Here is a 21,297-nt window from a genome sequence, read left to right as displayed (position 1 = left end):
TCTATCCCCTGCTACGCTCCGCCCCTCGTCATGACCGCACAACAAGACCGACAAACCACGGACAGCATCGAGCGCCGCGTGAAGCTCGTACCGGGCGGCATCGACATCGGCGGCACCACGCTCCCGCTGCTCGCCGGCGCCGTTCACTACTGGCGCCTCGATCCAAACGATTGGCGATCGTGTCTCGTGGCCGTCAAAAAGCTCGGTCTTCACTTCGTCGACACGTACGTCCCCTGGGGCGTGCACGAAGTTTCTCCGGGCAAACTCGAGCTCGGCGAAACCGATCCGCAACGCGACGTCGCGCGGTTTTGTCGCCTCGCCCAAGAAGTCGGCCTCTGGGTCATCGTTCGCCCGGGCCCGCACATCAACGCCGAGCTCACGTACTTCGGTTTGCCCAAACGCATCGTCTGGGATGGCGCGTGTCAGGCGCGTTCGCCCGAGCAAAACCCCGTCATGCTCCCCATGCTTCCGGTTGCGTTTCCCGTGCCGAGTTACGCGAGCGATGCGTATCACGACGAGGTCGCGCGGTACTTCCAGCTCCTTGGACCCGTGCTCGCGCCGCTCTTGTATCCGAACGGTCCGATCGTGCTCTTGCAGGTCGACAACGAAGGGGCGTTTTACTTTCGCGAAGGAGCGTACGACCAGGATTACCACCCGGATGCGATTCGCGCGTACCGCGACTTCTTGCGCGCCAAGTACGGCACGATCGATGCGCTTTCCGTTGCGTACGGCATCACGGGCAAAGAGGGAGACGAGCCGTCGAGCGACCTCACGCGTTTCACGTCGGTCGAGGCGCCTCGAAGGTTCGACGCCGAAACACCTACGGATCTCGTAAGGCACATCGATTGGTGTGCGTTTCAAGAGCACCTTTTGACGACCGCTTTCACGCGGTTTGTCCGGGCGCTCGAAGCTGCGGGTTTGTCCGGTGTGCCCACCGTGCACAACCTGCCTCCGGGGCAAGACGCGACGCCGCTCCATCCGGACCGAGTTGCCGAAGTGGTCGATCTCGTGGGCCAAGACTACTACCATGCGGCGGGACAAACCGGTCGCCAAGTCGTTGCACGTGCCACGACAGACCTTGCGGCGCGCGCGGAAGCTTTGGGCGTACCCGCATTCGCCAGCGAGATGGGTGCGGGTTTCCCGCCATTTTTCCCGCCTCTTGCCGACCAAGACAGCGCGTTCACCGTGCTCGCGGCGCTCGCGTATGGGCTGCGCGGATTCAACGTGTACATGGCCGTCGAGCGGGATCGATGGCTTGGATCCCCTATCGATCGGCATGGTCGTGAAAGACCGCAGGCCAACTTTTGGCGCAAGCTCTGTGCAGCGTTCGAACGCACGTCGTTCGCGACGCTTCGACGACGCGTGCCGGTGCGCATACTGATCCCGCGTCTCGAGCGTCGAATCACTCGCGCCATGCATGCCTTCAGTCCCATGTCGGGCGCGATTCTTTCGACGTTTGGCGTGGGTGCTCGCGAGAGCGCGATCGAAGAAGAATTGGGTCTTGGTTATCCGCTTGCGGTGGAAGCGGGCGAGTTCGTGCATGCGTTCGAACGCGCGCTCGAGGCTCGAGGTGTCCCGTTTGCCCTCGTGGGCACGGATGATTACGCGTTCGCGGGCGATCCGCGCTGGCTTCTCTGCGTGTCGTCCGGAGCGCTCGAACCAGCGGTTTTCGAACGACTTGCGGCGGCACGAGCAAGCGGCGTGCAAATCACGCTGGGTCCACGCGAGCCCCAGTTCGACGACACCTATCGAGTTCCTTCGACGCCGTACGATTTGCGGCGACTTCTTGCCGATGGGCGTCTTGGGCCCGTCGTGCGGGATGCCGCATCGGCCGCATCGGCTGTCGGACAAGCCGTGGATCTGCTTGGATTGCCCACGCATGCGTGCGATCCGAACGATGTGCTGGCGACCGTGCACGAGGATTCGAGCGGCCGAGCGCGCGTGGTTTTCGTGATCAACCCGAACGAACGGCACGTGGTTGCGCGACTGCGATGTGGGTTCGACTGTTCCCGCGCGATCGACGCGATCGACGAAGCCGAGTTCGATGGGGCTTCCGGGGTCCTCGAAGTGGCGATGCGTCCGCGTAGCGTACGAATGCTCGAACCGGCGCGATGACGGGTCGGTGCCGGTTCTTTTTATCGCACACGGTTGCGTCCGCGCCGCATGTCCCATAGGAAGGGAGAGGTATTCGTGTTTCCAGTGGCGGGCTTGATGAGTTCTCGTTTCGCAGTGCGGAAGGCGGTCGCATGCTGAATGGAAATCGCAGTGGCAAATGGCTCGGTAATGTCTGGTCTCTAGCGATCGTGCCCGCGCGTGCGTTCTTTGTGGCAACGATCGTCGTCACGAGCGTGGGTTGCAGCGACGTTCTAGGCATCGAGGACATCGAGTCTTGCTGGGACGCCGCGGGGTTCGACGGACGCGGATGTTACCGGACCGGTGGCGGCTGCAAGCTCACGAAGGAACAATTGCCCAATGCGTGCACGGAATCGGCATGCATTCCATTCGACAATCTCGACCGGCTCGGTCTTTCATCGCCGGCGGATTTACCGGAAATACCCGTTGGATCACCTGGAAATATGGGCGGGCCAGGCATGGGTGGGCCCGACGATTGTCCCGCGACGGATCGAGTCGTCGTGACAGGATCGAATGCAATCGTGCCCATTCTGAGCTACCTCAGCGCTGAGCTTGCGGGCGCCGCGAATCCCGTGACGGTGCTTTATCAATCGCAGAGCTCTTGTAATGGTGCTGCTGCCATTATCGACGACGTGAAGGTTGCAGGTCAGTTTTCTTATTGGACACGCGAAGAAGGCAAGCTCATCGAAAACAAGTGCACCTTGCCGGAACAGCTCGCAGACATTGGCACGTGCGACGTATTTGCAACGACGTGTGGTCTCGAAGAGGATCCGAGCAAAACGCTCGATGCGCAAGCTCCCATTCAAGCGATGATTTTCATTGCACCGAAGACGTCGTCCGAGCGAGCCATCAGTGCCGAAGCGGCACGGCTCGTGTATGGGTATGGCGGCACGTACGATGACAAATTTTCCGCGGCCCCGTGGACGAACGTCGATCGAATGCAACGCCGCAATCCTTCGTCGGGCACGCAAAACATGATCGGGACGTTCATTGGCGTTCCGTCGGCGGATTGGGTAGGCGTCGAGAACACGGGCACATCGGCGATGATTGAATCCGTCAAAATGGCTTCGCCTGCCGACGCTGCGGCGACGATTGGAATTCTCGATGTCGTCAATGGGGACCCTACGGACGTTCGAGTATCTCTTCGGGTGCTCGCGTTTCAAGCGAAAGATCAAAATTGCGCGTTCCATCCAGATTCGGACGAGGGCAAGCTCGACAAGCGCAACGTTCGCGACGGACATTATGCGTTATGGGGCCCGATTCACGTTTTCAGTCGGCAGAATGCCGAAATGAACGTCAACAATGTCGTCAAATACTTGACCCTCGATCAAGCGCCCATCACGGCAGGCAAAGATGCCGATGAGAACATGAGCGAGCTCATCAAAATCGTTGCCGGCGGAAGCCTCGTGCCTTCCTGCGCCATGCGCGTGCAACGCATTTCGGACGGCGGCAGCTTGCTACCGCTCGTTCCCGCGCGGTCGTGCGCGTGTTATTTCGACCAGCTCACCACCGGCGAATCGACGTGCGCCCCCTGCACGGCGGACACCGATTGCGCGTCTCCCGACGCACCTCGATGTAACTTCGGATTTTGCGAGCAGCAATGAAAAGCCACTGAGTACTCGATCATGAATGCCCCTGCCTCTGTTCCGCCCGCTGCCGTCGGCATTGCCCCAGGTGATGAAATCGCCGGGAAGTACCGTGTCGAGCGCATTCTCGGGCAAGGCGGAATGGGCATCGTGGTCGCCGCCGTTCACATTCATTTGGACGAACGAGTGGCCATCAAGTTGTTGCGCCCCGAAGGAGTCGGACGGTCCGACGCGGCCGAACGATTCATGCGCGAGGCGAAAGCTGCGGTCAAAATAAAAAGCCAGCACGTGGCCAAGGTCCTGGACGTCGGCATCCTGTCCGACGGACGACCGTACATGGTCATGGAATACCTCGAGGGCCGCGACCTTGGCGAAGAGCTCGATCGAAATGGTCCCATGCCCGAAGCCGTGGCCGTCGAATATGTCCTCCAGGCTTGCGATGCGCTTGCCGAAGCGCACAAGCGCGGCATCGTGCACCGCGACCTCAAACCGTCCAACTTGTTTCTTTGCAAAAATCAAAAACCTCCCATCATCAAACTTCTCGATTTTGGAGTTTCCAAGTTCAAGGACAATTCGCTATTGCCGAATGCCTTGCCCTCGCTCACGGCCGAAGCCGCTCTGCTCGGCACACCGTATTACATGTCCCCCGAGCAAATTCGCAGCGCGAAAGACGTGGACGAACGGGCCGACGTCTGGGCACTCGGCGTCATTCTTTACGAGCTGATTTCGGGTCGAGTTCCATTCGACGGTACGAGTGCAACGGCCGTGCTCGCCGGCATTTGCGGGGACAAACCAAAACCGCTTCACGAAGTCTGCCAAGCGGTATCGTCCGACGTTTCTGAAATCGTTGGCGCGTGTCTTGCAAAAAACCTCGATGAACGCATGCCCAACGTGCGCGAGCTCGTCCGAGCGCTCGCGGCCGTGGCGCCAGACAAAGCTTCGACCATCGACGAGCGCCTTGCGGCCATTGAAACGACCAGAAACACGGCCGATACTTTGGCGTCTTCACAATCGCCCGCGTCCATTCGCGTCAGCGCGCCCATGTCCAAGGACGAAATGCTCGGCGCGACCGTGGGTGGCGTTGCCCAAACCGCCGAGGCGCCGCGGAATCGCTCGATGCTCGTTGCAATTGCTATTGCAAGCGCCCTCGTTACGCTTGGCGTCGGGTTTGTCCTGGTAAATCGCGAGCGCGTGCCGGTCGTCGATACGCGTCCAATTCCAAGCGCCGTGCAGGCGGCTCCGCCAGAAGCGACCCCATCCGTGGCGACGATCCCCGCTGTCGCCGTGTCGGTATTGCCGAGCGCCCCCGTTATCGTCGTCGAACCCGCACCCATGCAGTCGTCGATCGCGGATTTTCCGGCAGGCAAGCCCACGGCAAACACCAAATCCACGTCTTCACCCCCCACGCGTTCCTCGTCCACTTCGGGCCCCATTCAGCTTGGCAAGGAGGTGGAAACGCGGCGATGAGCTGTGGTTTTCCAGTTTGGCACATGAATCGATCAAAACCCATTATGCATTCTGTGATTCGCTCCGGCGCGCCGTTCGCCTTCGGCTTGTTATTCGCTTCTCGGTGGGCGTTTGCTGGTCCGACGCCCGAAGACGTGGCGCTTTCCGAGGCGCTTTTTCGCGAAGGCAAAACTCTCCTCCAAGAGGGCAAATTCGACGCTGCCTGCCCAAAACTCGCCGAAAGCAATCGTTTGGATCCGGCGGGCGGAACGCTCCTGACGTTGGGCTTGTGTTACGAAGGTGCCGGAAAAACGGCCACGGCGTGGGTGGTTTTCGGGGAAGGGCTCGCCGCTGCCGAGCGCGACAAACGGCCCGATCGAGTCAAGATGGCGAAAGAACACATTGCGTCGCTCGAAAAGCGGCTGTCGTATTTGACCATCGAGATTGCGCCGGAAGGTATTGGTTCTACCGATTTCGTCATTACGCGTGACGGGGCAAGTGTCGCGCGAGCTGCGCTTGGCACGGCATCGGCCGTCGATCCGGGCAAACATGTCATCAACGTGTCGGCGCCCGGCTTCGAGCCGCTCGTGCTCGAAGTGGACGTGGGAGCGAACGGTGATCGGCAGAAAGTGGTCATCCCACCGCTCGTGCGCGAACCGGAAAAACCCGTCGATCCGCCTCCCGTGGACAAACCCGCAGACAAACCGGTGGACAAACCGCTGCCCGATCCTGTACGACCCGTGCCGAAAGACCAGCCGAACGGAAAAATGCATCCGGGTCGAATCGGGGCGCTTGCGCTCGGCGCGATTTCCGTGGGAGCTCTGGGCGTTGGAGGCTACTTCGGATTGCGAGCGAAATCCGAGCACGACGAGGCCATTGAATTGTGCCCGCAATCGCCGTGTCCGGATGAGTTCGGAATTCAGCAAAACGAAAGTGCCAAGGACAGCGCCGCCTATGCTACGGGGCTCTTCGCAGGCGGTTTGGTGGGCCTTGCGGGAAGCATTGCATTGTGGTTCGTGATGCCCAAGAGCGCGTCCGGTACCAAGGCATCTCCGTCCACGGTGTCGTTATCGCCCGTCGTTGGTCCTGGCGGAGCTGGTGCATTCGTCGTTGGTTCATTTTGAAGTGGATCAGCGCGTGTTGAAGACGTGCTGTCACCCTGTGCTCGGCGCCCGGCTTCTTGACGTCGCGGGTGATTCGACGCATCAGAGTGGGACGATGACGAGGTAAGCGCTGGCATGGAACAGGATCGTCGTTTGTCCGTGGTGCTCAGGGTTGGACTGCTCATCCTGTTCTTTTGGATGGTGCATGAAATTCTGGTGCCCATTGCGCTGGGTGGTTTGTTTGCGCTGCTGCTCAGCCCCCTGCTCGGTCGCCTCGAACCTCGTCTCGGTCGAGCTCGAGCATTTGCGCCTCTCGTCTTGTCCGTCGGTACGCTCGTGCTGGTGGTCATTCCTTTCGTCTTCATTGCCATTGAGGCAGTTCGATCGATCAATCAATTTTTGGCCCGTGATTGGTCATCGACGATAACGCGTATTCAAACGTTTTTGACGGAAGGACTGTACATTCGAGGGCGCACGATTCACATTGGTGGGGCCGATCTTCAGGCGGCGATTCAAGATGTTGGCCAGCGTTTGGCGACGCTTGCTGCCAATCGTGCCGGTGGAGTTGCGGCGGCCGTGCCGTCCATCATGCTGGCGTTGTTCCTTTTCGGCGTGGCGCTTTATTACTTTTTGCGCGATGGCAGGCGGCTCGTCGATTGGCTCTATGATCAATCGCCCTTTCCGGATGTCCAGACGCGCGAGCTATTTGCATCCGTTCGAGAAACCGTCAATGGTGCCATTTTGGGGATCATCGCGACGGCAATCGTGCAGGGTGGGCTCACGTTCTTGGCGCTCACGATTTTCAAGGTACCGAACGCGTTCTTGCTCGCGGTGCTCGCGATGCTGCTGTCGGTGATTCCGCTGGTCGGCACGACGCCGGTCACCGTGGGTTCGACGATTTATCTCTTCGTGGTGGGGCGCTTTGCGGCAGGCGTAGGAATGGCGATTGCGGTCGTCTTGATTGGTTTGTCGGACAATATCGTGCGGCCCTGGGTCCAAAGCTCGCAATCGTCGCGCATGCATCCGCTCGTGGTGCTTTTGGGCATTTTTGGCGGGCTCGAATTTTTCGGTGCGGTGGGGGTCTTTTTGGGACCGGTCATTGCGGCGATGGCCGTATGGTCGGTGGAGACTTATGCAAAGTTTCACCCGCCTCGCCGCACGTCAACGGTCGTGGCCGTGCCGGCGGCCGTCGTGACGCCCGTGCCGGAGGCGCCGCCGCCACCACCGGAGGGGCAGTCTTGAAGCGATTCTGTGTCTATAGCCATCCCTGCTCTTGGTAAAACCTGACCGCATCCGCGAGCGATTCATTCAGCGGCCTCGATGCATACCCGAGCTCGTCGGCAGCGCGTCTCGACGACATGCGCACTCGAAACGTGCTTTGTAGAGCCATTTCGTACGATAGCTTCGGCGGCTTGCCCGATATCGTCGCGCTCGTTTCCATCAGCCGCGACAGCCCGAGCACCGCCCAATTGGGCAAGGTAAAACGAGGCGGTTTTCCTCCCACGGCCGCGGCAATACGCGAAAACAATTCTCGTACCGACAATTGCTCCCCGCCCAAAATGTAACGACTCCCTGCGGATGCTCGCGCCGCCGCCGTCAAATGAGCCGCGGCAACGTCCCGCACGTCGCACGTCGTTCGCATGCCGTTTGGCACGGCAATACCCGTCAGCGACCTCGTTGCCAGAAAGAGCGGCAATACGTTTGCTTTCCAATCTCCCGGCCCAAAGACCGCCGTCGGATGCGTAATGACCGTATGGAGTCCTTCGGCTGCTGCCCGCTGCACCTCTTGCTCCGCAAGCCATTTCGTATGTGGATAAACCATTTCGAGTGGTGCAAAGTTGTACGTCGACGTTTCATCGACCGTGACGATCTCATCGGTCGGCGGATACGGCTTTCCAATGGTCGATCCCGTCGATGTAAAGACAAACCGATCCACGCCCGCCTTTCGCGCCGCTTGCACCATGTTGCGCGTGCCGACCACGTTCGCGCGTCCGCTTTCCTCCCAGCGCTTCTTCCACATCTGCACGTTCGCTGCGACGTGATACGTAATGGCTGCGCCACGCATGGCATTTTCGAGCGCCGCGGCGTCGTCCAAATCGCCTCGCGCAATTTCCAAGTTCTCGCTTCGCAGATCCCCTGGCAATGTTCCATTTCGTGACAGCGCAATCACGCGATGCCCCGATGCAAGAAGTTGCCGGATCATTTCGTATCCGAGAAACCCCGTGCCACCCGTCACGAACGCCGTTTTGCTTCGCGGAATCATTTGCCTCGTTCACCACCGCTCGATCGGCCATCCACGACGCTTTGCAATGCGCAAAAGCCGCGGATCGGGATTCACCACGATGGGCTCCGCCACACGCTCGAGCAGCGGGATGTCGCTCACGCTGTCCGTGTAAAACGTCGCTTCTTGCAGCGCAAACCCAAGCTTGTTCGCGAACGCTTCGGCTCGTTTCAGCTTGCCTTCCCCAAGACACAATGGTTTGACCGCTCGCCCCGTGAATTGCCCCATTTCATCGATTTCGAGCTCGCTCGCAACCACATGTTCGATATCGAGGCGCCGGGCAAGCGGCCCCGCCGCATAACGCGTGGCTCCCGTCACGATCGCACACACGTCCCCGCGAGCCTTGTGCCGCGCGACCGCATGACGACCTGCATCCGTAATGTGATGCTCCACGTACTTGGTGAACCAATCATCGCATTGCGCCACGAATGTCGGCTCGGACAAACCTCGCATCGTGCCAAGCACCTTGTCGGCCACTTTGTCCGCATCGAGCACGCCGAGCGTGTATTGCCCCACCCAATACAATGCTTTGAGCAAATCGAGCGTCGTGGCTTGCCCGATGTCGCGCTGATATCGCACGTACAGGCTCGCCGTCTCCTTGCGCACGAGCGTCCGGTCCATGTCGAAAAGCGCAGCGCGAATTCTTGGTTTGTCGCCGCTCATGAGGGAAAACCGTATCCTCGGGCGAGCGTTGCCGAAAACATGTTGCAAAGCGCGTGAAACAACACGCCGGCGCCAATTCCGCCCGTGCGCGCTCGGAGCCACCCAAAAAGAAGCGCCGGGAAAAACACCGCCAGTCGAGCAGGCACGGGGGTCGTCAGCCAATGACCAATCGCGAAGATCACGGCGGAGACGATCCATCCCGCACCCAATTCGGCGCCCAGAAAACGCACGCGTCTTCCCCAAGCTGCGTCCAGCCGAGTTTGCAAATAGCCCCGGAAAAACGCTTCTTCGGGAAGCGCGACCACGAGCAATTGCCCAGCCACTTCATCGAGCGGCGATTTGGGTAGCCGAAAGACGAATGGCATTTTCGCATGCCAAAATAATTTGAATCCGTACCAAAAAGGCGGAAAAACGATGACGGCGAGCAAGAGCACCCAAAGCGTGGCCATTGCAGCGTCGCGAAGCAGCCTGCGCTTGTCGATCGCCAGCGGCTCCAAAAGGCCCCCCAACGATAGCCCATGCTCGCGGATCGTATGTTCGTCTCCGCGCAGCACGAGCCACCACGTCGCCGCGAGAAACGCAAGGCCCACGAGCGTCGCGGCGTGTTTCGCCGGCGCCAAGTACGACAGGGCCGTTACGATGATCGTCGTCAGGAGGGCTGCGATGAGCGGCTTCGTGGCGCCCGGACGCGGCGAAACGGGTGCGATCGTGGTTTCTGGTTGCGGGGCTTGAACTTCCGGGAGCACTCGGCGTCCAAGATACTCCGCTCCGGGCAAAGACGCGAGCCCATGCAGCGCGAGACCTTCCGGAGCTTCGTTTTTTGGCCTTCGACAAAAATCCGAGTACAACAAGACCCGTGCACAGCTCGCTTCTTCGCTCCTGCGCTTTGGCTGTTCTGGCGTTTGCCGCCGCTGCGCTTCGTCCTTCGTTGGCGGACGCGTCCTCGCCGTTTCTGGTCGTGCCCGACCCGGCTGTCGTCGAAACCACCGCGGCATATCGATATGCGAACATGACGAACGAAGAAGCGATTGCAGAGCTGAATCGTCGCAATCTGCCCTACGTGACCGTCGATCCCGTGCCCGGTGTGCGAGCTCCGATTCGACTGACGGGTCGTCTGCATGGCGTGCACATTCATTCAGCTCTTCCGCCCGAGCAGCGTGATGCCTCGCCGTTTGAAATTCTCGATGCGCGTCTCGCCTTGGCGCTCGACGACTTCACCGCCATTCTCGAACGGCACGATATCGATGAAATCGTGCATTTTACCATGTATCGCCCGAACGCTCCGCGCGAAATCGCTACGCCGAAGGCAGCACCACCGCAGGATCAACCACCAAAGGCCGCCGCTGCGCCGAAGGCTGGAGCGGCGGTAGCGAAAAAACCTGGAGCGGGCAAAGTAGCTTCTCGAACCAAGCCAACGAAATCACAGAGTTCGGAAAAACCGGCAGCCAAGTCCGACAAACGCGAAAAGGTTCGTCCTGGTGCCGCGGAAAAACCAAGCAAACCATCCGCGGTAAAACCTACAGCAAAACCCAAGAAGAGCTCGTCGCAAACGTCATTGGGCAAAGCCGGCCTTGGAGCCAAAGGCGCCGGAGCTTCGGTCGACAAAGGCGCAAAACAAAAGGCGCCGGGCGAAACCGGCGAAAAAGCCGAAGCGAGCAAGCCCGTCGAGGTCGTGACCGCGGCTGCACCGAAAAAAGCCGAAGCTCCCGCGCCGCGCGTCAATCCTGCGTGGGCTCCGCCGGGAACTCGACACCCTGCGGGCCTCGCTATCGATGTCGGCAAATTGCGCAAGAAAGACGGCACGTGGATCAGCGTAGCGTCGCATTTCCACGGCAAAATTGGCGACAAAGTGTGCGATGACGGGCCGCCCGTTCCCGATTCGGCCGAGGCTCGCGAGCTCCGCGCGATCGTTTGCGAAGCGCACGCATTGCACATCTTCACGTACGTGCTGACGCCCAATTACAATGCCGCCCACGCCGACCATTTTCACATGGAAATCAAACCCGGCGTGAAATGGTTTCTGGTGCATTGAGACGATGAGGGCTGAATGGGTGTTCAGTCCAAACCAGCGCCGTAGACCGTTCGAAAATTTTTTTGAAGTTTTACGCAACTGACGGGTTCGTCGAGACGATGTCCATTCATCGGGGCGCGAGTTGCCCCGGTCGGAGGACGACTCTCATGCTCATCGACGTTGCAACGCTCCCGTCCGACCCGCTTGCGGGCACCAAGTATCGCGTCGTGCGTTTCCTCGGCCACGGCACGAGCTCGGAAGTGTACGAAGCGAAAAGCCCCGGGGGCGACGTTTACGCCATCAAGGTGCTCAAGTCGACGTGTCGGGATATGCAAGAATACGCGACGCGCCTCTTGCAAGAAGGCCGCGTGCTCGCTTCGATCGACCACGAAAACCTCGTGCCGGTGCGCGAAATCGGCATGACACGTGATGGCCGGCCATTTCTTGCCATGCCGCGTATTGCTGGAGAAACGCTGCGCGACTACCTCGAACACCACGGTCCCATCGACCCGATGACGGCGTCGTTGCTCATTGCAGGAGCGCTCGATGGACTGCATGAAGCGCATCGTCGAGGCATCGTTCATCGCGACGTCAAACCGCACAACATTTTCATCGCTACGAAAAAGGACGGCTCTCCCGAGCGAGCCATGATGTTCGACTTCGGAATTGCAAAGATCGTCGGTGCGGCTGCGCATCGCACGACCGGTAATCGCGTATTGGGCACGCCGAGGTACATTTCGCCGGAGCAGATACTCGGCGGACGAATCGATGGTCGCGCAGACGTGTATGCGATGGGCATCGTTCTATTCGAATGCATCGCGGCTCGCGGTCCTTACGATGTGCTTCGCGGTTCCGAGTTCGAAGTTCACATGCGCGCGCATTTGGGACTTTCCCCGCGCCGTCTCGATGACTTGTCGCCCGCTTCCCCAGCGCTCGCGCGGGTCGTTGCCCGAGCGCTCGAAAAAGCGCCTGGAAGGCGTTATTCTTCGGCTGCCGTATTCGCGTCGGCGCTCCGCCACGTGATTGGCACTGCCGCGCGTCCCGAACTTCGAGCGATGTTGCAGGGAGGTGCGTCGTGACAACCGTATCAGATACACTTCCCGATCGCATGACCGATTGTGAATGGTCGGTCTTCGACAACGCGCAGTTTCTTTTCGATTCGGCGCCGGGCGAAGACGTCGTCACGTTTCGGCCTGGTCAGCAAATTCATGGGACTCCGTGGATCGTCGTAAAATCGCTTGGCAAAGGCGGGGTAGGGGAAGTTTTCGAGGTCGAGCACGCGCGTCTCGGGCGGCGCGCTGCATTCAAAGTGCTTCACCATGACAATCTCTTTCGGCGAGGTTTGGCAGAGCGCGCGGCAAACGAAGGCCGACTGCTCGCATCCGTTCGGCATGCGAACATCGTCGATGTATACGATATGGATGTCCTTCCCGATGGGCGTCCATTCGTGGTGCTCGAGCTTTTGGAAGGCAGCGACCTGCGAGCGGCATTGAAGCGAGTGGGGGTGCTATCGGTACCCGCGGCGCTCGACATCGTATCGCAGGTCTTGCAGGGTTTGTCGGCGCTCCACGATGCGGGGATCGTGCATCGCGACATCAAACTCGAAAACCTATTTCTTTGCGAAAGTGGGCACGTTGAAATCCTCGATCTCGGAGCGGCCGAACGCATTGGTGAGGAAGTGGGCGAGCGATCGCCTTCCTTGGGTACGCCGCGCACGATGGCTCCCGAGCAATACGAAGGCAAAAAGGTCGACGGTCGGGCTGATTTGTATGCCCTTGGAATCGTCTTGTACGAATTGCTTGCGGGCCGAGGTCCTTTCGATGATGTTTCGGGCCTCGAAGCGCTTCGATTCGCGCATTGCCACAGGCCCGCGCCGCCTCCGTCACGGTTTGCGCCGCAGCATGTTCCGCCGGACGTCGATGCGCTCGTTTTGCGTGCCCTCGCGAAATCACCGAATGAGCGCTTCGTTTCGGCGGATGCAATGCTGGCAGAAATGGCCGCCCTTCGTGCTGCGCCAAAGACCGCAACGCATTCGATGCAAGATGCGCACGTTCGAGAATTGCATCTGACGAGCGTGACCGTACCTTCGGTGTGGGCGATTGACGAAAGGTGGTCGATGTTTCGATTCACCTCGCTGCTCGAGCCTCTCATGTCGCCAGAAAGGTTGCTTTCGGTCGCCATGTTGGCGCTCGTCATCGCGTCGGTGACGCTGGGGATCGCTCTTGGGCAGCACCTTCCGCGGCTCGATGATGCAGTGCGGCTTTCGGTGCCATGACGGGAAGGACAAAACTCTTTCAACATGGTGGATCCCAAGAAGCGAGAAGCGGTGTAAGGTTCGGGTTCACGCTCCGTTTCCTCGGGCGAACGGCAGCAGAGGCCGTGGGAGGACGACGATGGACCTCATCCGACGCGGGTTTTTGGCAGTTTCTTGTGTAGCACTGTTTTCTTCCGCCATCGCTTGCAGCGGTGGTTCATCGTACTCGGGCGGCGGGGCAACGACGCCCGTGCTTTCGGACGGCGATGGATACGGAGCGGCCGAAGCCAAGGCAGCGCCGGCCCCTCCGGGAGAAGCGTTCCGCGGAGGTGATGCTCAGGCGGATTTTGGAGGAGCAGCGCAAGGGGCGACGATTCAGCCGCCGACGGGGTCAGCGGCCCAAAGCGCCGGCTGCGCGCACGGATACGAGTCGTCCGCATCGAGATGCCGAAGGTGAAGTGGGCGTCATTCAGCCCAAGCCGCAGGATCGGCCGGGTTTGGGAACGGAATGGGGCGAGACCCGGAGCTCGTCGATTACGACGGTCGCATTTCAACGAGCCGAGCCGACGAATCCGTTTGGCATGGCCAGCATGTTTTACAATGACGAAGAAGGCGCGCGCGCGATGGCGAGCCTTGCGGGATTTCGGCGCACGACGGGCGGTATGAATCCCGTGGCCGGTGGGGCATTGCTCGTTGGCCTGCGTGACGAAAGTGGAGCGTTCCTGAATGGGTTCGTCGCCGGCGAAAAGAATTACGTGGTGGGCGAAGCCGGACGTCGTTACAGCATCGTGATTCGTAATCGAACGCCGAACAGAATCGAATGCGTCGTGTCCGTGGACGGGCTGGATGTCATCGACGGTCGCGCTGGTGCATTCAACAAGCGCGGATATCTGGTGCAGCCGCATGGCGAGCTCGAAATCGATGGGTTCCGTCAAAGTGTCGATGCCGTTGCTGCTTTCCGATTCGGCTCGGTGCGCGGATCGTATGCTGGGCAAAAAACGGGTGATACGCGAAATGTCGGCGTGATTGGATTCGCCTTCTTCCACGAACGCGGCACGAATCCCTTCCCGTTCACGCAAGACGAAGCACGTCGTCGTCAAGACGCCAATCCGTTCCCCGGCCAATTTGCAACGCCTCCCTGATTGTTGCACCACGTCATACTCGTGGGTGCAATGCCCGATGCTGCGATTGCACGGCATACTGCAAAACAACTCATCAATGGTGTAGCGCTGCTCTCCGACTATTCGAAGTTCGCAAAGCCGTAGCGAGCGGGTAAGATGTCCGCCGGGAGGCACGCTACCACGTGACTGCATCGAGCTCGCCCGTCGATCGAGTTTCCTCGTTCCTTGGTCATTTTTACACGATTGCCCCGGTGGCTCGGCACATCGTGCGACCGCGTCCGGTATCGCCGTCGTCGGCATTTCGGGTCGTCGTGCATGATCCGGATGTCGGTCGAGTTCGGCTTTCGGGGCGATTGCATCATGCGCCGTCCGATACGCTGCTCGTCGTCGTGCATGGACTTGGAGGCGACGTCGGTAGCCATTACGTGCTCGATGCTGCGGCCGCGGGCGATGCTGCGGGTGTTGCGGTGTTGCGCGTGCATTTGCGCGGAGCCGATCGCACGGGCGAAGACATTTATCATGCGGGCGTGAGCCACGATGTGCACTTCATGCTGGCGAGTCCGCATTTGCAGCGATATTCGCGCATCGTGCTCATGGGGTATTCGCTCGGTGGCCATATCGTTTTGCGCGCGGCAACCGAACGTGACCTCGATCCACGCGTGGCAGCGGTCGCGGCCATTTGTCCGCCGCTCGATCTCGTGCGGGGCGCCGAAGCGATCGACGAGCCCGCGCGGTACGTGTACCGGCGTCATGTGCTCGAATCGATCAAGGAAGTGTACGCGGCGGTCGCGCGTCGTCGCGGCATGCATTTGCCCGTTTCGGAGGTACGTCGGATTGGAACGCTTCGAGAATGGGACGAGCGCGTCGTCGCGCCGCGTTTCGGATTTCGCGGGGCCGACCATTATTATACGGAAATGCGCGTATCGACACGCCTGCGGCTGCTCTCCGTGCCGTCGCTCTTGATCGCCGCTCGCCACGATCCGATGGTCCCTGCGCACACGCTCGCGCCGGTGCTCGAAGCGGACGTGCCCAACCTCCACGTTCGCTGGATGGATCGAGGTGGGCACGTGGGTTTTCCTTCGAATATCGATATTGGAGACGCCGCGCCGGGGCAATTCGAACCGCAAGTCGTGTCTTGGTTGCTGAGCCAAGACAAACGATCCGTCACTGCACCGTAAACGACCACAATACCGTGACGGGTTTTCCCTCGAATGGTTGCACCACGACTCTGCGGAAAGCTCGATCGACGCATGCACCGACGGTCGTTCCGACGAATCGCGCATCGAGGGCCACCGATGAAACAAGGCCCGATGGTTCCAGCACCAAGGCAACTTTTCCCGAACCTTTGGGTACATTGGGGCCTTCATTGCGAGCACACGCGGCGGCCGATGCTTTCGCATCGTTCAATTTTGCATACGCTTGGCCGCGAACCATGGCCGTCGCCGTAGGTCCATTGATGGGCGTCGGCGGGACGTTTATCGGGCCCGTCGTTTCGGGCGGCGCAAGCGCAGCGACCGCGCCCGAATCCGGTTTGTCCGCTTCACGAAGGATTTCTTCGAGCTGCGGAGGTACGGGGGCGCTTTCTCGTTCGCGTTGCAAGAGGTATTCGTCGATTTCGTGCACGACCGACGGATCGAGCGAATTCGGCTGCTTCGGTCCTTCTGCGACGGGGCCGTGCGATTCGAGCGCTCGTTTGACGAACTTCAACGCCGTCAGAGCAGCTTTCGTTTCGGCTTCGCGCGCTTCCGCAGCGCGTTGCAATGCTTTGGCCCGTTCCGCGTCTGCCTGAGCCTTCAATTCACGTGCGTGCACGAGCGCCAGGTTGGCGTCGGCATCGGCTCGTTCCGCTTCCGCCATGATTCGTTTTGCTTCCAAATCGACGTAAATCGTCCATGCAACGACGCCGGAAGCCACCACGAGCGCGAGCGCTGCGGTACGAATGAGCGTGTTTCTTCGCGCCGCCGAAAGGCTCGTGTGATAAAACTTCTTTGCAATACCATCGAGACGCATGCCGCGCTGCTTCAGAATATCTTCGAGCAGGAGCAGGCGTCTCCGGCGCCAAAGCATTTCGGGATCCGGATGTTCGCTCCACCGTCTCGCGGCGTCCTCGAAGTCTGCAAGAATGAGCCGTGCTTCGCGTTCGGCTGCGACCCAATTGCGTAGCCTTCCCCAATGCACCAAGAGCGCTTCGTGCGCCAGCGTCACGAGCTCCACTTCGCCATCTTTTCGGCGTTCAATTTCGCGCAAAATGAGCCGAGCTTCGGCGAATACACGAATGACGACATGGGCCGCGGCACCCACTTCCTGCACCAATTCTCGGGCAGGTCGCGTCATGCGCGCTCCGGCCGGGGTCGTCAGCGCCAAGAGAACCCGTTCGACCACGCGCTCGGTGCCCGCTGCTTTCACCGCGCGATCGAACGTATCGTTGGCGTGTTTCGACAGCGCCCCAGAAAAACCCTCGAGCGTGCGCAGTCCCGCCGCGGTGATTCGTTTCTGGTCCCGATCTCGAGCTTGCCACAATTCACGCAATGCAAACTCGACGAGCGGCATCGATCCGGCCGTCGTCTCCAGCGCTTCGAGCAGTTCGATGCGCAAGTTCTTCGACTCGAACGAATAGCCATAACTTTCGATCGCCGCATCGATGACCTCGCCCCACGCGGCCGGCCCCAACGGCGATACCAAAACGGCCCCGCGCGTGAGCACTCGACCCAGCGCCTCGTGCGCCAAAATGGGATCGAGCAAGTCGCGCCGCGCGGTCACGACGACGCGCAAACCTGGAAACGGGCGTTCTCCGAGGCGCGCCAGAAAATCGAGCGTCCAGGTTTGGCTCGTATTGTTCGACCCTTGCGCCAGTGTCGCGATTTCCTCGAGCTGATCGACGAGCAACACCAGTCCGCGGCGATTGTCCGATAACCACGCTTCGACCCGCGTCGCCGCTCGAGCCGGCGTCCAATCCGGTGCCACACCCACGTGAAAGAGCGCCGTCGTCAAGACTTGTCGCGGGTCCATCCCCGGAGAAACCACCACGGTGTCCCATTGTTTTGGCCCACCGAGCGCCCCGTCCGCAATGGCTGGCAGAATGCCTGCCCGCGCCAAACTCGATTTGCCGCTGCCGCTCGGACCGAGCAATGCGACCAGGCCCCGCACGCGCAGCACTTCGAGCGCGCCGGCAACTTCCACACGACGGCCGAAAAACACGTCGCGATGCACCATTTCGAATCGTTCGAGACCCCGGAAAGGCCCTTCGTCTTCGGGCGGCAATGCCCGTGCGCGTCCCGTGAGCGCGCTGCGTGCACGTTCGAGCTCGAGCGCCACCACTTCCGCAGACCGCGGTCGATTCTCGGGGTCCGGTTCGAGCAAGTCTGCAATCAAATCGACGAGCGCGGCGGGCACATCCGGGCCGATGGTCGAAATGCGCGAGGCTTTCTTGCGCCCGTGGAGAATGTCTGCGTCGAGCGTTCCGCTGCCGGCTGCAGGAATACGCCCGGACAAACAGACGTAAAGCATGGCCCCGAGCGAATACAAATCGCTGCGGCTCGTGGCCGGCGCCAAGTCTCGCCAACATACCGGATCCACATAACCTCGTTTTCCGCCGATCGCTTCGAGCGGCGAGCGAAATTGTGGATTGCTGTCTTTTGCGCGCTTCTTGTTCGCAAGCGTTGGAGAATCGCGATGAGGGTCTGCGGCCGAAATGCCGAAATCGATGATCTTGTATGCCGCAGGCGTTCCTATTTGCGCCACATCGACGACCACGTTTGCCGGGGACAAATCTCGATGCACGAGCCCTGCGCCGTGCACCGCCACGAGCGCCGAGGCCACGGCGATGCCGACGTCGAGGGTTTCTTTTATGGATAATGTGCCCTTGTCACGCAGCCGTTCGCTCAACGTTTCTCCCGCGACGTACTCCATCGCGAGCCCAATCACGCCGCGCGCTTCGTCGAACGGAAGCTGGTAAAACCTTACGACGTTTGGATGCTCGACCCGACATAACCTTGCCGCTTCGTCGATGATCGCCTGGCGCGCGGAATCCCCACCGGCATCGAGCGCAAAGAGTTTGACCGCGGACAGCCGCAACTTCGTGCTCCCGGCCATCTCTTCCGCGAGCCACACCGGCGCAAAACCTCCGCGACCGAGCTGCCTTTCGAGGCGAAACGTACCGATTCGACGCTCACCATCCGGCAGTGCGAGCAGCTTTCGAACTGCTTCGGGCAAGGCGCTCGTGGACATCGCGGCTGTAATCTTGCTGGTTTGGCGGGTCGGTGTCAAATAAATGGCACGGGCCCAATTCACACGTTGCCGAAAGATGACGCGACACCCATTGAATCGGTTTTGTTCCCGCCTCGTGACCGATAAGATGACGTCAATGCAAGACGCAGCACGTGCAGGACGCTACGCGCGCGACGGGAAGAGCCCGACCCGCACGTGACATAAAATACGCTCAATGGCTTAGAAAAATTTCTTGCAAGTCGATTTCCGGAATTGCAAATCGACTTGCTCGTACGATCTGCTTCACGCCCTCCGTCAAGGTCGCTTCGATTTTGCTGCGCGCCATGTCCGGCACGAACGTCGCCAATGCGTCACGCGAATTCACGGCCAGCGCCATTCCCGCATCCAGAGGAACGCCGCGCGCAGACCAATTCATTGCCGACGCAACCGCTCGAAATAGCGATTCGATTCCAGCGGCTTCACCCGCTGTCCCTTCGAGACGCATCCGTTCGAGCGTCACCGCAGCTCCACGATCGATGCGAATTTTATCGAGAAATGCGCAGGGCTTTTCGTTCACGATGACCAGGATCCCAGCGCTCGATATCGTCACCGATTCAATTTTTGCCGCGGTCACTTGCTCCGCCGTGCTTCGTGACGCCAAAATCTTCGCCAGGTTGCCGCGACCCGCAATGGATACGTCGATGATCGTCCCTTTGGGCACCGACAATCCAGCGTTTTCTTCGACGTGCCGGAAATGCGTGGTCGTGAACATTTTCATGTCGATGCGCGGATCACCAAAATCGTCGTACTCCACCCCAGGCGGACCGCTCGAAGGTTGCCTCCGAAAATTCGCCGCAATGGCTTCCAATGTCGACACGATATGGGGATCCGTCATGGGATTGTAACCCGCCGTCGCCATCGCCGTTCCAGCAATTGCCGATGTAATCAGAGCGCAAACTTCCTTTTTCGCATCCTCCGTAAAATCCACCAATCCTTCCGTCGCTCCATGAATGGCGCCGACCGTGGCCGTCGCGCACGACGTGGAAAAATCGAAAATCACGCCGCCGAGCTGCATGTTCATGGCCGGCCATTGAGCGTCGATCAAAAGAGGCGGACTGAAACAGACCTCGAGCCTCTCGCGCGTCACGCCCATGCGAATGCGACTCTCCGATTCCGTACGAAGCTCGCGTTGCCACGTGCGGGACAAGTTTTTGCCCGCCGCCAGCGAGAAAGACAAACCAATGCCGCAGAGCTCCACTTCCGCCGGCACACGCTCGTCAATCGAAACTCCGTCACGATTCGGGTTCGTCATGATGTAACCCTGGCGCAAGTGCCCCCACCGTATGACAAGAAACGGTATCGGACTGCGCGAGCCGAGGCAAGATGGTCGACGAGCCGCGAATCTGCGCATCCTGTGATGCAACGAAAGCCTCTCTCTGGTACGCTCGGTTTCACATGTCGGATCGTTTCTCCAGACGAACCCTGCGAGCCAAGCCGAGCGTCGCGCTGTGCGTCGTCGTGCTCGCGATCGCCACGGCGCTCGTGCCGCGTCACGCCGATGCGTTTCCGCACATCGTTCGTTCCGGTGAAACCCTCGCGCGGATTGCCGAGCGCGTCTATGGCCGCGTGGAAGCAGAACAGATCCTCGTCGCCGCCAACGGCCTCGATAACGGCCGAGGCATTGCCATTACGCCTGGCATGCGTCTCGAGATCCCCGCCGTTGGGCATCATCGCGTTGCAGCGGGAGAAACCTGGCCGTCCATCGCCGACTTGCTCCTCGGGTCTCCAGAACGCGGCGATGTGCTCGCTTTCGCCAACAAGGCCAAGCCGTGGATCGCGCCGACCGAAGGTCAGGAGATCGTCGTGCCGTACAATCTTCGCTACGTTGCCAGCGGGGGTGATTCGATTCTTACGATTGCGTACCGATTTCTGGGCGATCGAGACAAAGCGTGGATGCTCCATCGCTACAACCAACTCGGCAACCATTCGCTTCGCCGCGGTGAGCTCGTGCTCGTGCCGCTCGTCGATCTGGATCTCACGGCCGAAGGCAAACAAGAAGCGGCTGCGGCCGGTGCGCTCGTGCGATCCGAAGGCGCAGGTTACGCGCGTGATGCCCAAAAACGCGCCGACGCCGAGCTCCCCCAGCTTGCGGCGGACGTGTACAACGGTCGCTACGTCGATGCCGTCGCGCGCGGCAATCGGCTGCTCGGCAGCGGAGCCTTGAGCCGTCCGCAACTTGCGCTCATTCACCAAAAACTCGTCGAAGCCTACGTCGCGCTCGATGCGCAAGGTTTGGCGGAGACGTCGTGTCTTCAGTGGCGCGAGGCCGATCGTTCTGCCGTGCTCGATCCGGTCGAATTGTCCCCGAAGATCGTACGCGCATGCCTGAGCGCGCCGGCGTCGAGCGTTTCTCCGGACAAACCCGCGCGATCGCCGGTCCCCGCGGGCCCGTCCATACCCGCACGCCTTTCTCCCGACGGAGGCCGCTGAAAC

The 21,297-nt window shown here is 60.4% G+C and carries 17 protein-coding genes; 12 read left to right on the top strand and 5 right to left on the bottom strand.

Annotation, left to right across the window (positions count from 1 at the left end):
- The first annotated feature begins 30 nt into the window (after positions 1–30).
- The 5 genes from IPM54_20850 to IPM54_20830 all read left to right on the top strand — a co-directional run bounded on the left by IPM54_20850 (position 31) and on the right by IPM54_20830 (position 7,510).
- The gene (locus IPM54_20850; GenBank protein ID MBK9262240.1) at positions 31–2,115 is read left to right on the top strand and encodes a beta-galactosidase; all 2,085 of its coding nucleotides are present in this window, start codon (positions 31–33) and stop codon (positions 2,113–2,115) included.
- A gap of 131 nt (positions 2,116–2,246) precedes the next feature.
- Positions 2,247–3,737: a hypothetical protein gene (locus IPM54_20845; protein ID MBK9262239.1), complete on the top strand. Its 1,491-nt coding sequence runs from the start codon at positions 2,247–2,249 to the stop codon at positions 3,735–3,737.
- Between the two features lie 21 nt (positions 3,738–3,758).
- Positions 3,759–5,186: a serine/threonine protein kinase gene (locus IPM54_20840; protein ID MBK9262238.1), complete on the top strand. Its 1,428-nt coding sequence runs from the start codon at positions 3,759–3,761 to the stop codon at positions 5,184–5,186.
- A gap of 44 nt (positions 5,187–5,230) precedes the next feature.
- Complete coding sequence (locus IPM54_20835; protein MBK9262237.1) at positions 5,231–6,289, top strand: hypothetical protein; 1,059 nt, start codon at positions 5,231–5,233, stop codon at positions 6,287–6,289.
- A 114-nt stretch (positions 6,290–6,403) separates the two neighbouring features.
- The gene (locus IPM54_20830) at positions 6,404–7,510 is read left to right on the top strand and encodes an AI-2E family transporter (GenBank protein MBK9262236.1); all 1,107 of its coding nucleotides are present in this window, start codon (positions 6,404–6,406) and stop codon (positions 7,508–7,510) included.
- A 13-nt stretch (positions 7,511–7,523) separates the two neighbouring features.
- Here IPM54_20830 and IPM54_20825 read toward each other — a convergent pair whose 3' ends face one another.
- From IPM54_20825 to IPM54_20815, 3 genes are read right to left on the bottom strand one after another with little or no spacing between them, the layout of a single operon-like run.
- Positions 7,524–8,531: an NAD-dependent epimerase/dehydratase family protein gene (locus tag IPM54_20825; protein ID MBK9262235.1), complete on the bottom strand. Its 1,008-nt coding sequence runs from the start codon at positions 8,529–8,531 to the stop codon at positions 7,524–7,526.
- Between the two features lie 9 nt (positions 8,532–8,540).
- Positions 8,541–9,212 (bottom strand): HAD-IB family hydrolase, encoded by a 672-nt coding sequence (locus IPM54_20820; GenBank protein MBK9262234.1) that lies wholly within the window; start codon positions 9,210–9,212, stop codon positions 8,541–8,543.
- Positions 9,209–10,063, bottom strand: a complete 855-nt coding sequence (locus tag IPM54_20815) for a CPBP family intramembrane metalloprotease (protein MBK9262233.1) — start codon at positions 10,061–10,063, stop codon at positions 9,209–9,211. Before IPM54_20815 ends, IPM54_20820 begins: the two co-directional genes overlap by 4 nt.
- Positions 10,064–10,068: 5 nt before the next feature.
- Here IPM54_20815 and IPM54_20810 point away from each other — a divergent pair, with 5 nt between their 5' ends.
- The 6 genes from IPM54_20810 to IPM54_20785 all read left to right on the top strand — a co-directional run bounded on the left by IPM54_20810 (position 10,069) and on the right by IPM54_20785 (position 15,776).
- Complete coding sequence (locus IPM54_20810) at positions 10,069–11,244, top strand: extensin family protein (protein ID MBK9262232.1); 1,176 nt, start codon at positions 10,069–10,071, stop codon at positions 11,242–11,244.
- A 146-nt stretch (positions 11,245–11,390) separates the two neighbouring features.
- Positions 11,391–12,302 carry a serine/threonine protein kinase gene (locus IPM54_20805; protein ID MBK9262231.1) on the top strand — a complete coding sequence of 304 codons (912 nt, stop codon included), beginning with the start codon at positions 11,391–11,393 and terminating at the stop codon, positions 12,300–12,302.
- Complete coding sequence (locus IPM54_20800; protein ID MBK9262230.1) at positions 12,299–13,498, top strand: serine/threonine protein kinase; 1,200 nt, start codon at positions 12,299–12,301, stop codon at positions 13,496–13,498. Before IPM54_20805 ends, IPM54_20800 begins: the two co-directional genes overlap by 4 nt.
- A gap of 118 nt (positions 13,499–13,616) precedes the next feature.
- Positions 13,617–13,934 (top strand): hypothetical protein, encoded by a 318-nt coding sequence (locus IPM54_20795; GenBank protein ID MBK9262229.1) that lies wholly within the window; start codon positions 13,617–13,619, stop codon positions 13,932–13,934.
- Between the two features lies 1 nt (position 13,935).
- Positions 13,936–14,619: a hypothetical protein gene (locus tag IPM54_20790; protein ID MBK9262228.1), complete on the top strand. Its 684-nt coding sequence runs from the start codon at positions 13,936–13,938 to the stop codon at positions 14,617–14,619.
- 161 nt (positions 14,620–14,780) lie between these two features.
- Positions 14,781–15,776 (top strand): alpha/beta fold hydrolase, encoded by a 996-nt coding sequence (locus tag IPM54_20785; GenBank protein MBK9262227.1) that lies wholly within the window; start codon positions 14,781–14,783, stop codon positions 15,774–15,776.
- Here the strand turns inward: IPM54_20785 and IPM54_20780 are convergent.
- Both IPM54_20780 and IPM54_20775 read right to left on the bottom strand, forming a co-directional pair.
- Positions 15,763–18,825 (bottom strand): protein kinase, encoded by a 3,063-nt coding sequence (locus IPM54_20780; protein MBK9262226.1) that lies wholly within the window; start codon positions 18,823–18,825, stop codon positions 15,763–15,765. The genes IPM54_20785 and IPM54_20780 overlap by 14 nt on opposite strands.
- Positions 18,826–19,036: 211 nt before the next feature.
- Positions 19,037–20,116 (bottom strand): hypothetical protein, encoded by a 1,080-nt coding sequence (locus IPM54_20775; GenBank protein MBK9262225.1) that lies wholly within the window; start codon positions 20,114–20,116, stop codon positions 19,037–19,039.
- A 143-nt stretch (positions 20,117–20,259) separates the two neighbouring features.
- Here IPM54_20775 and IPM54_20770 point away from each other — a divergent pair, with 143 nt between their 5' ends.
- The gene (locus IPM54_20770) at positions 20,260–21,294 is read left to right on the top strand and encodes a LysM peptidoglycan-binding domain-containing protein (GenBank protein MBK9262224.1); all 1,035 of its coding nucleotides are present in this window, start codon (positions 20,260–20,262) and stop codon (positions 21,292–21,294) included.
- Positions 21,295–21,297 lie beyond the last annotated feature (3 nt).

This window comes from Polyangiaceae bacterium, assembly GCA_016715885.1.
In the GTDB taxonomy this organism is placed as follows: Bacteria; Myxococcota_A; Polyangia; order Polyangiales; family Polyangiaceae; genus Polyangium.
The sequence above is the reverse complement of the archived record's forward strand: the minus strand, read 5'-3'. Positions and strand labels throughout refer to the sequence as shown.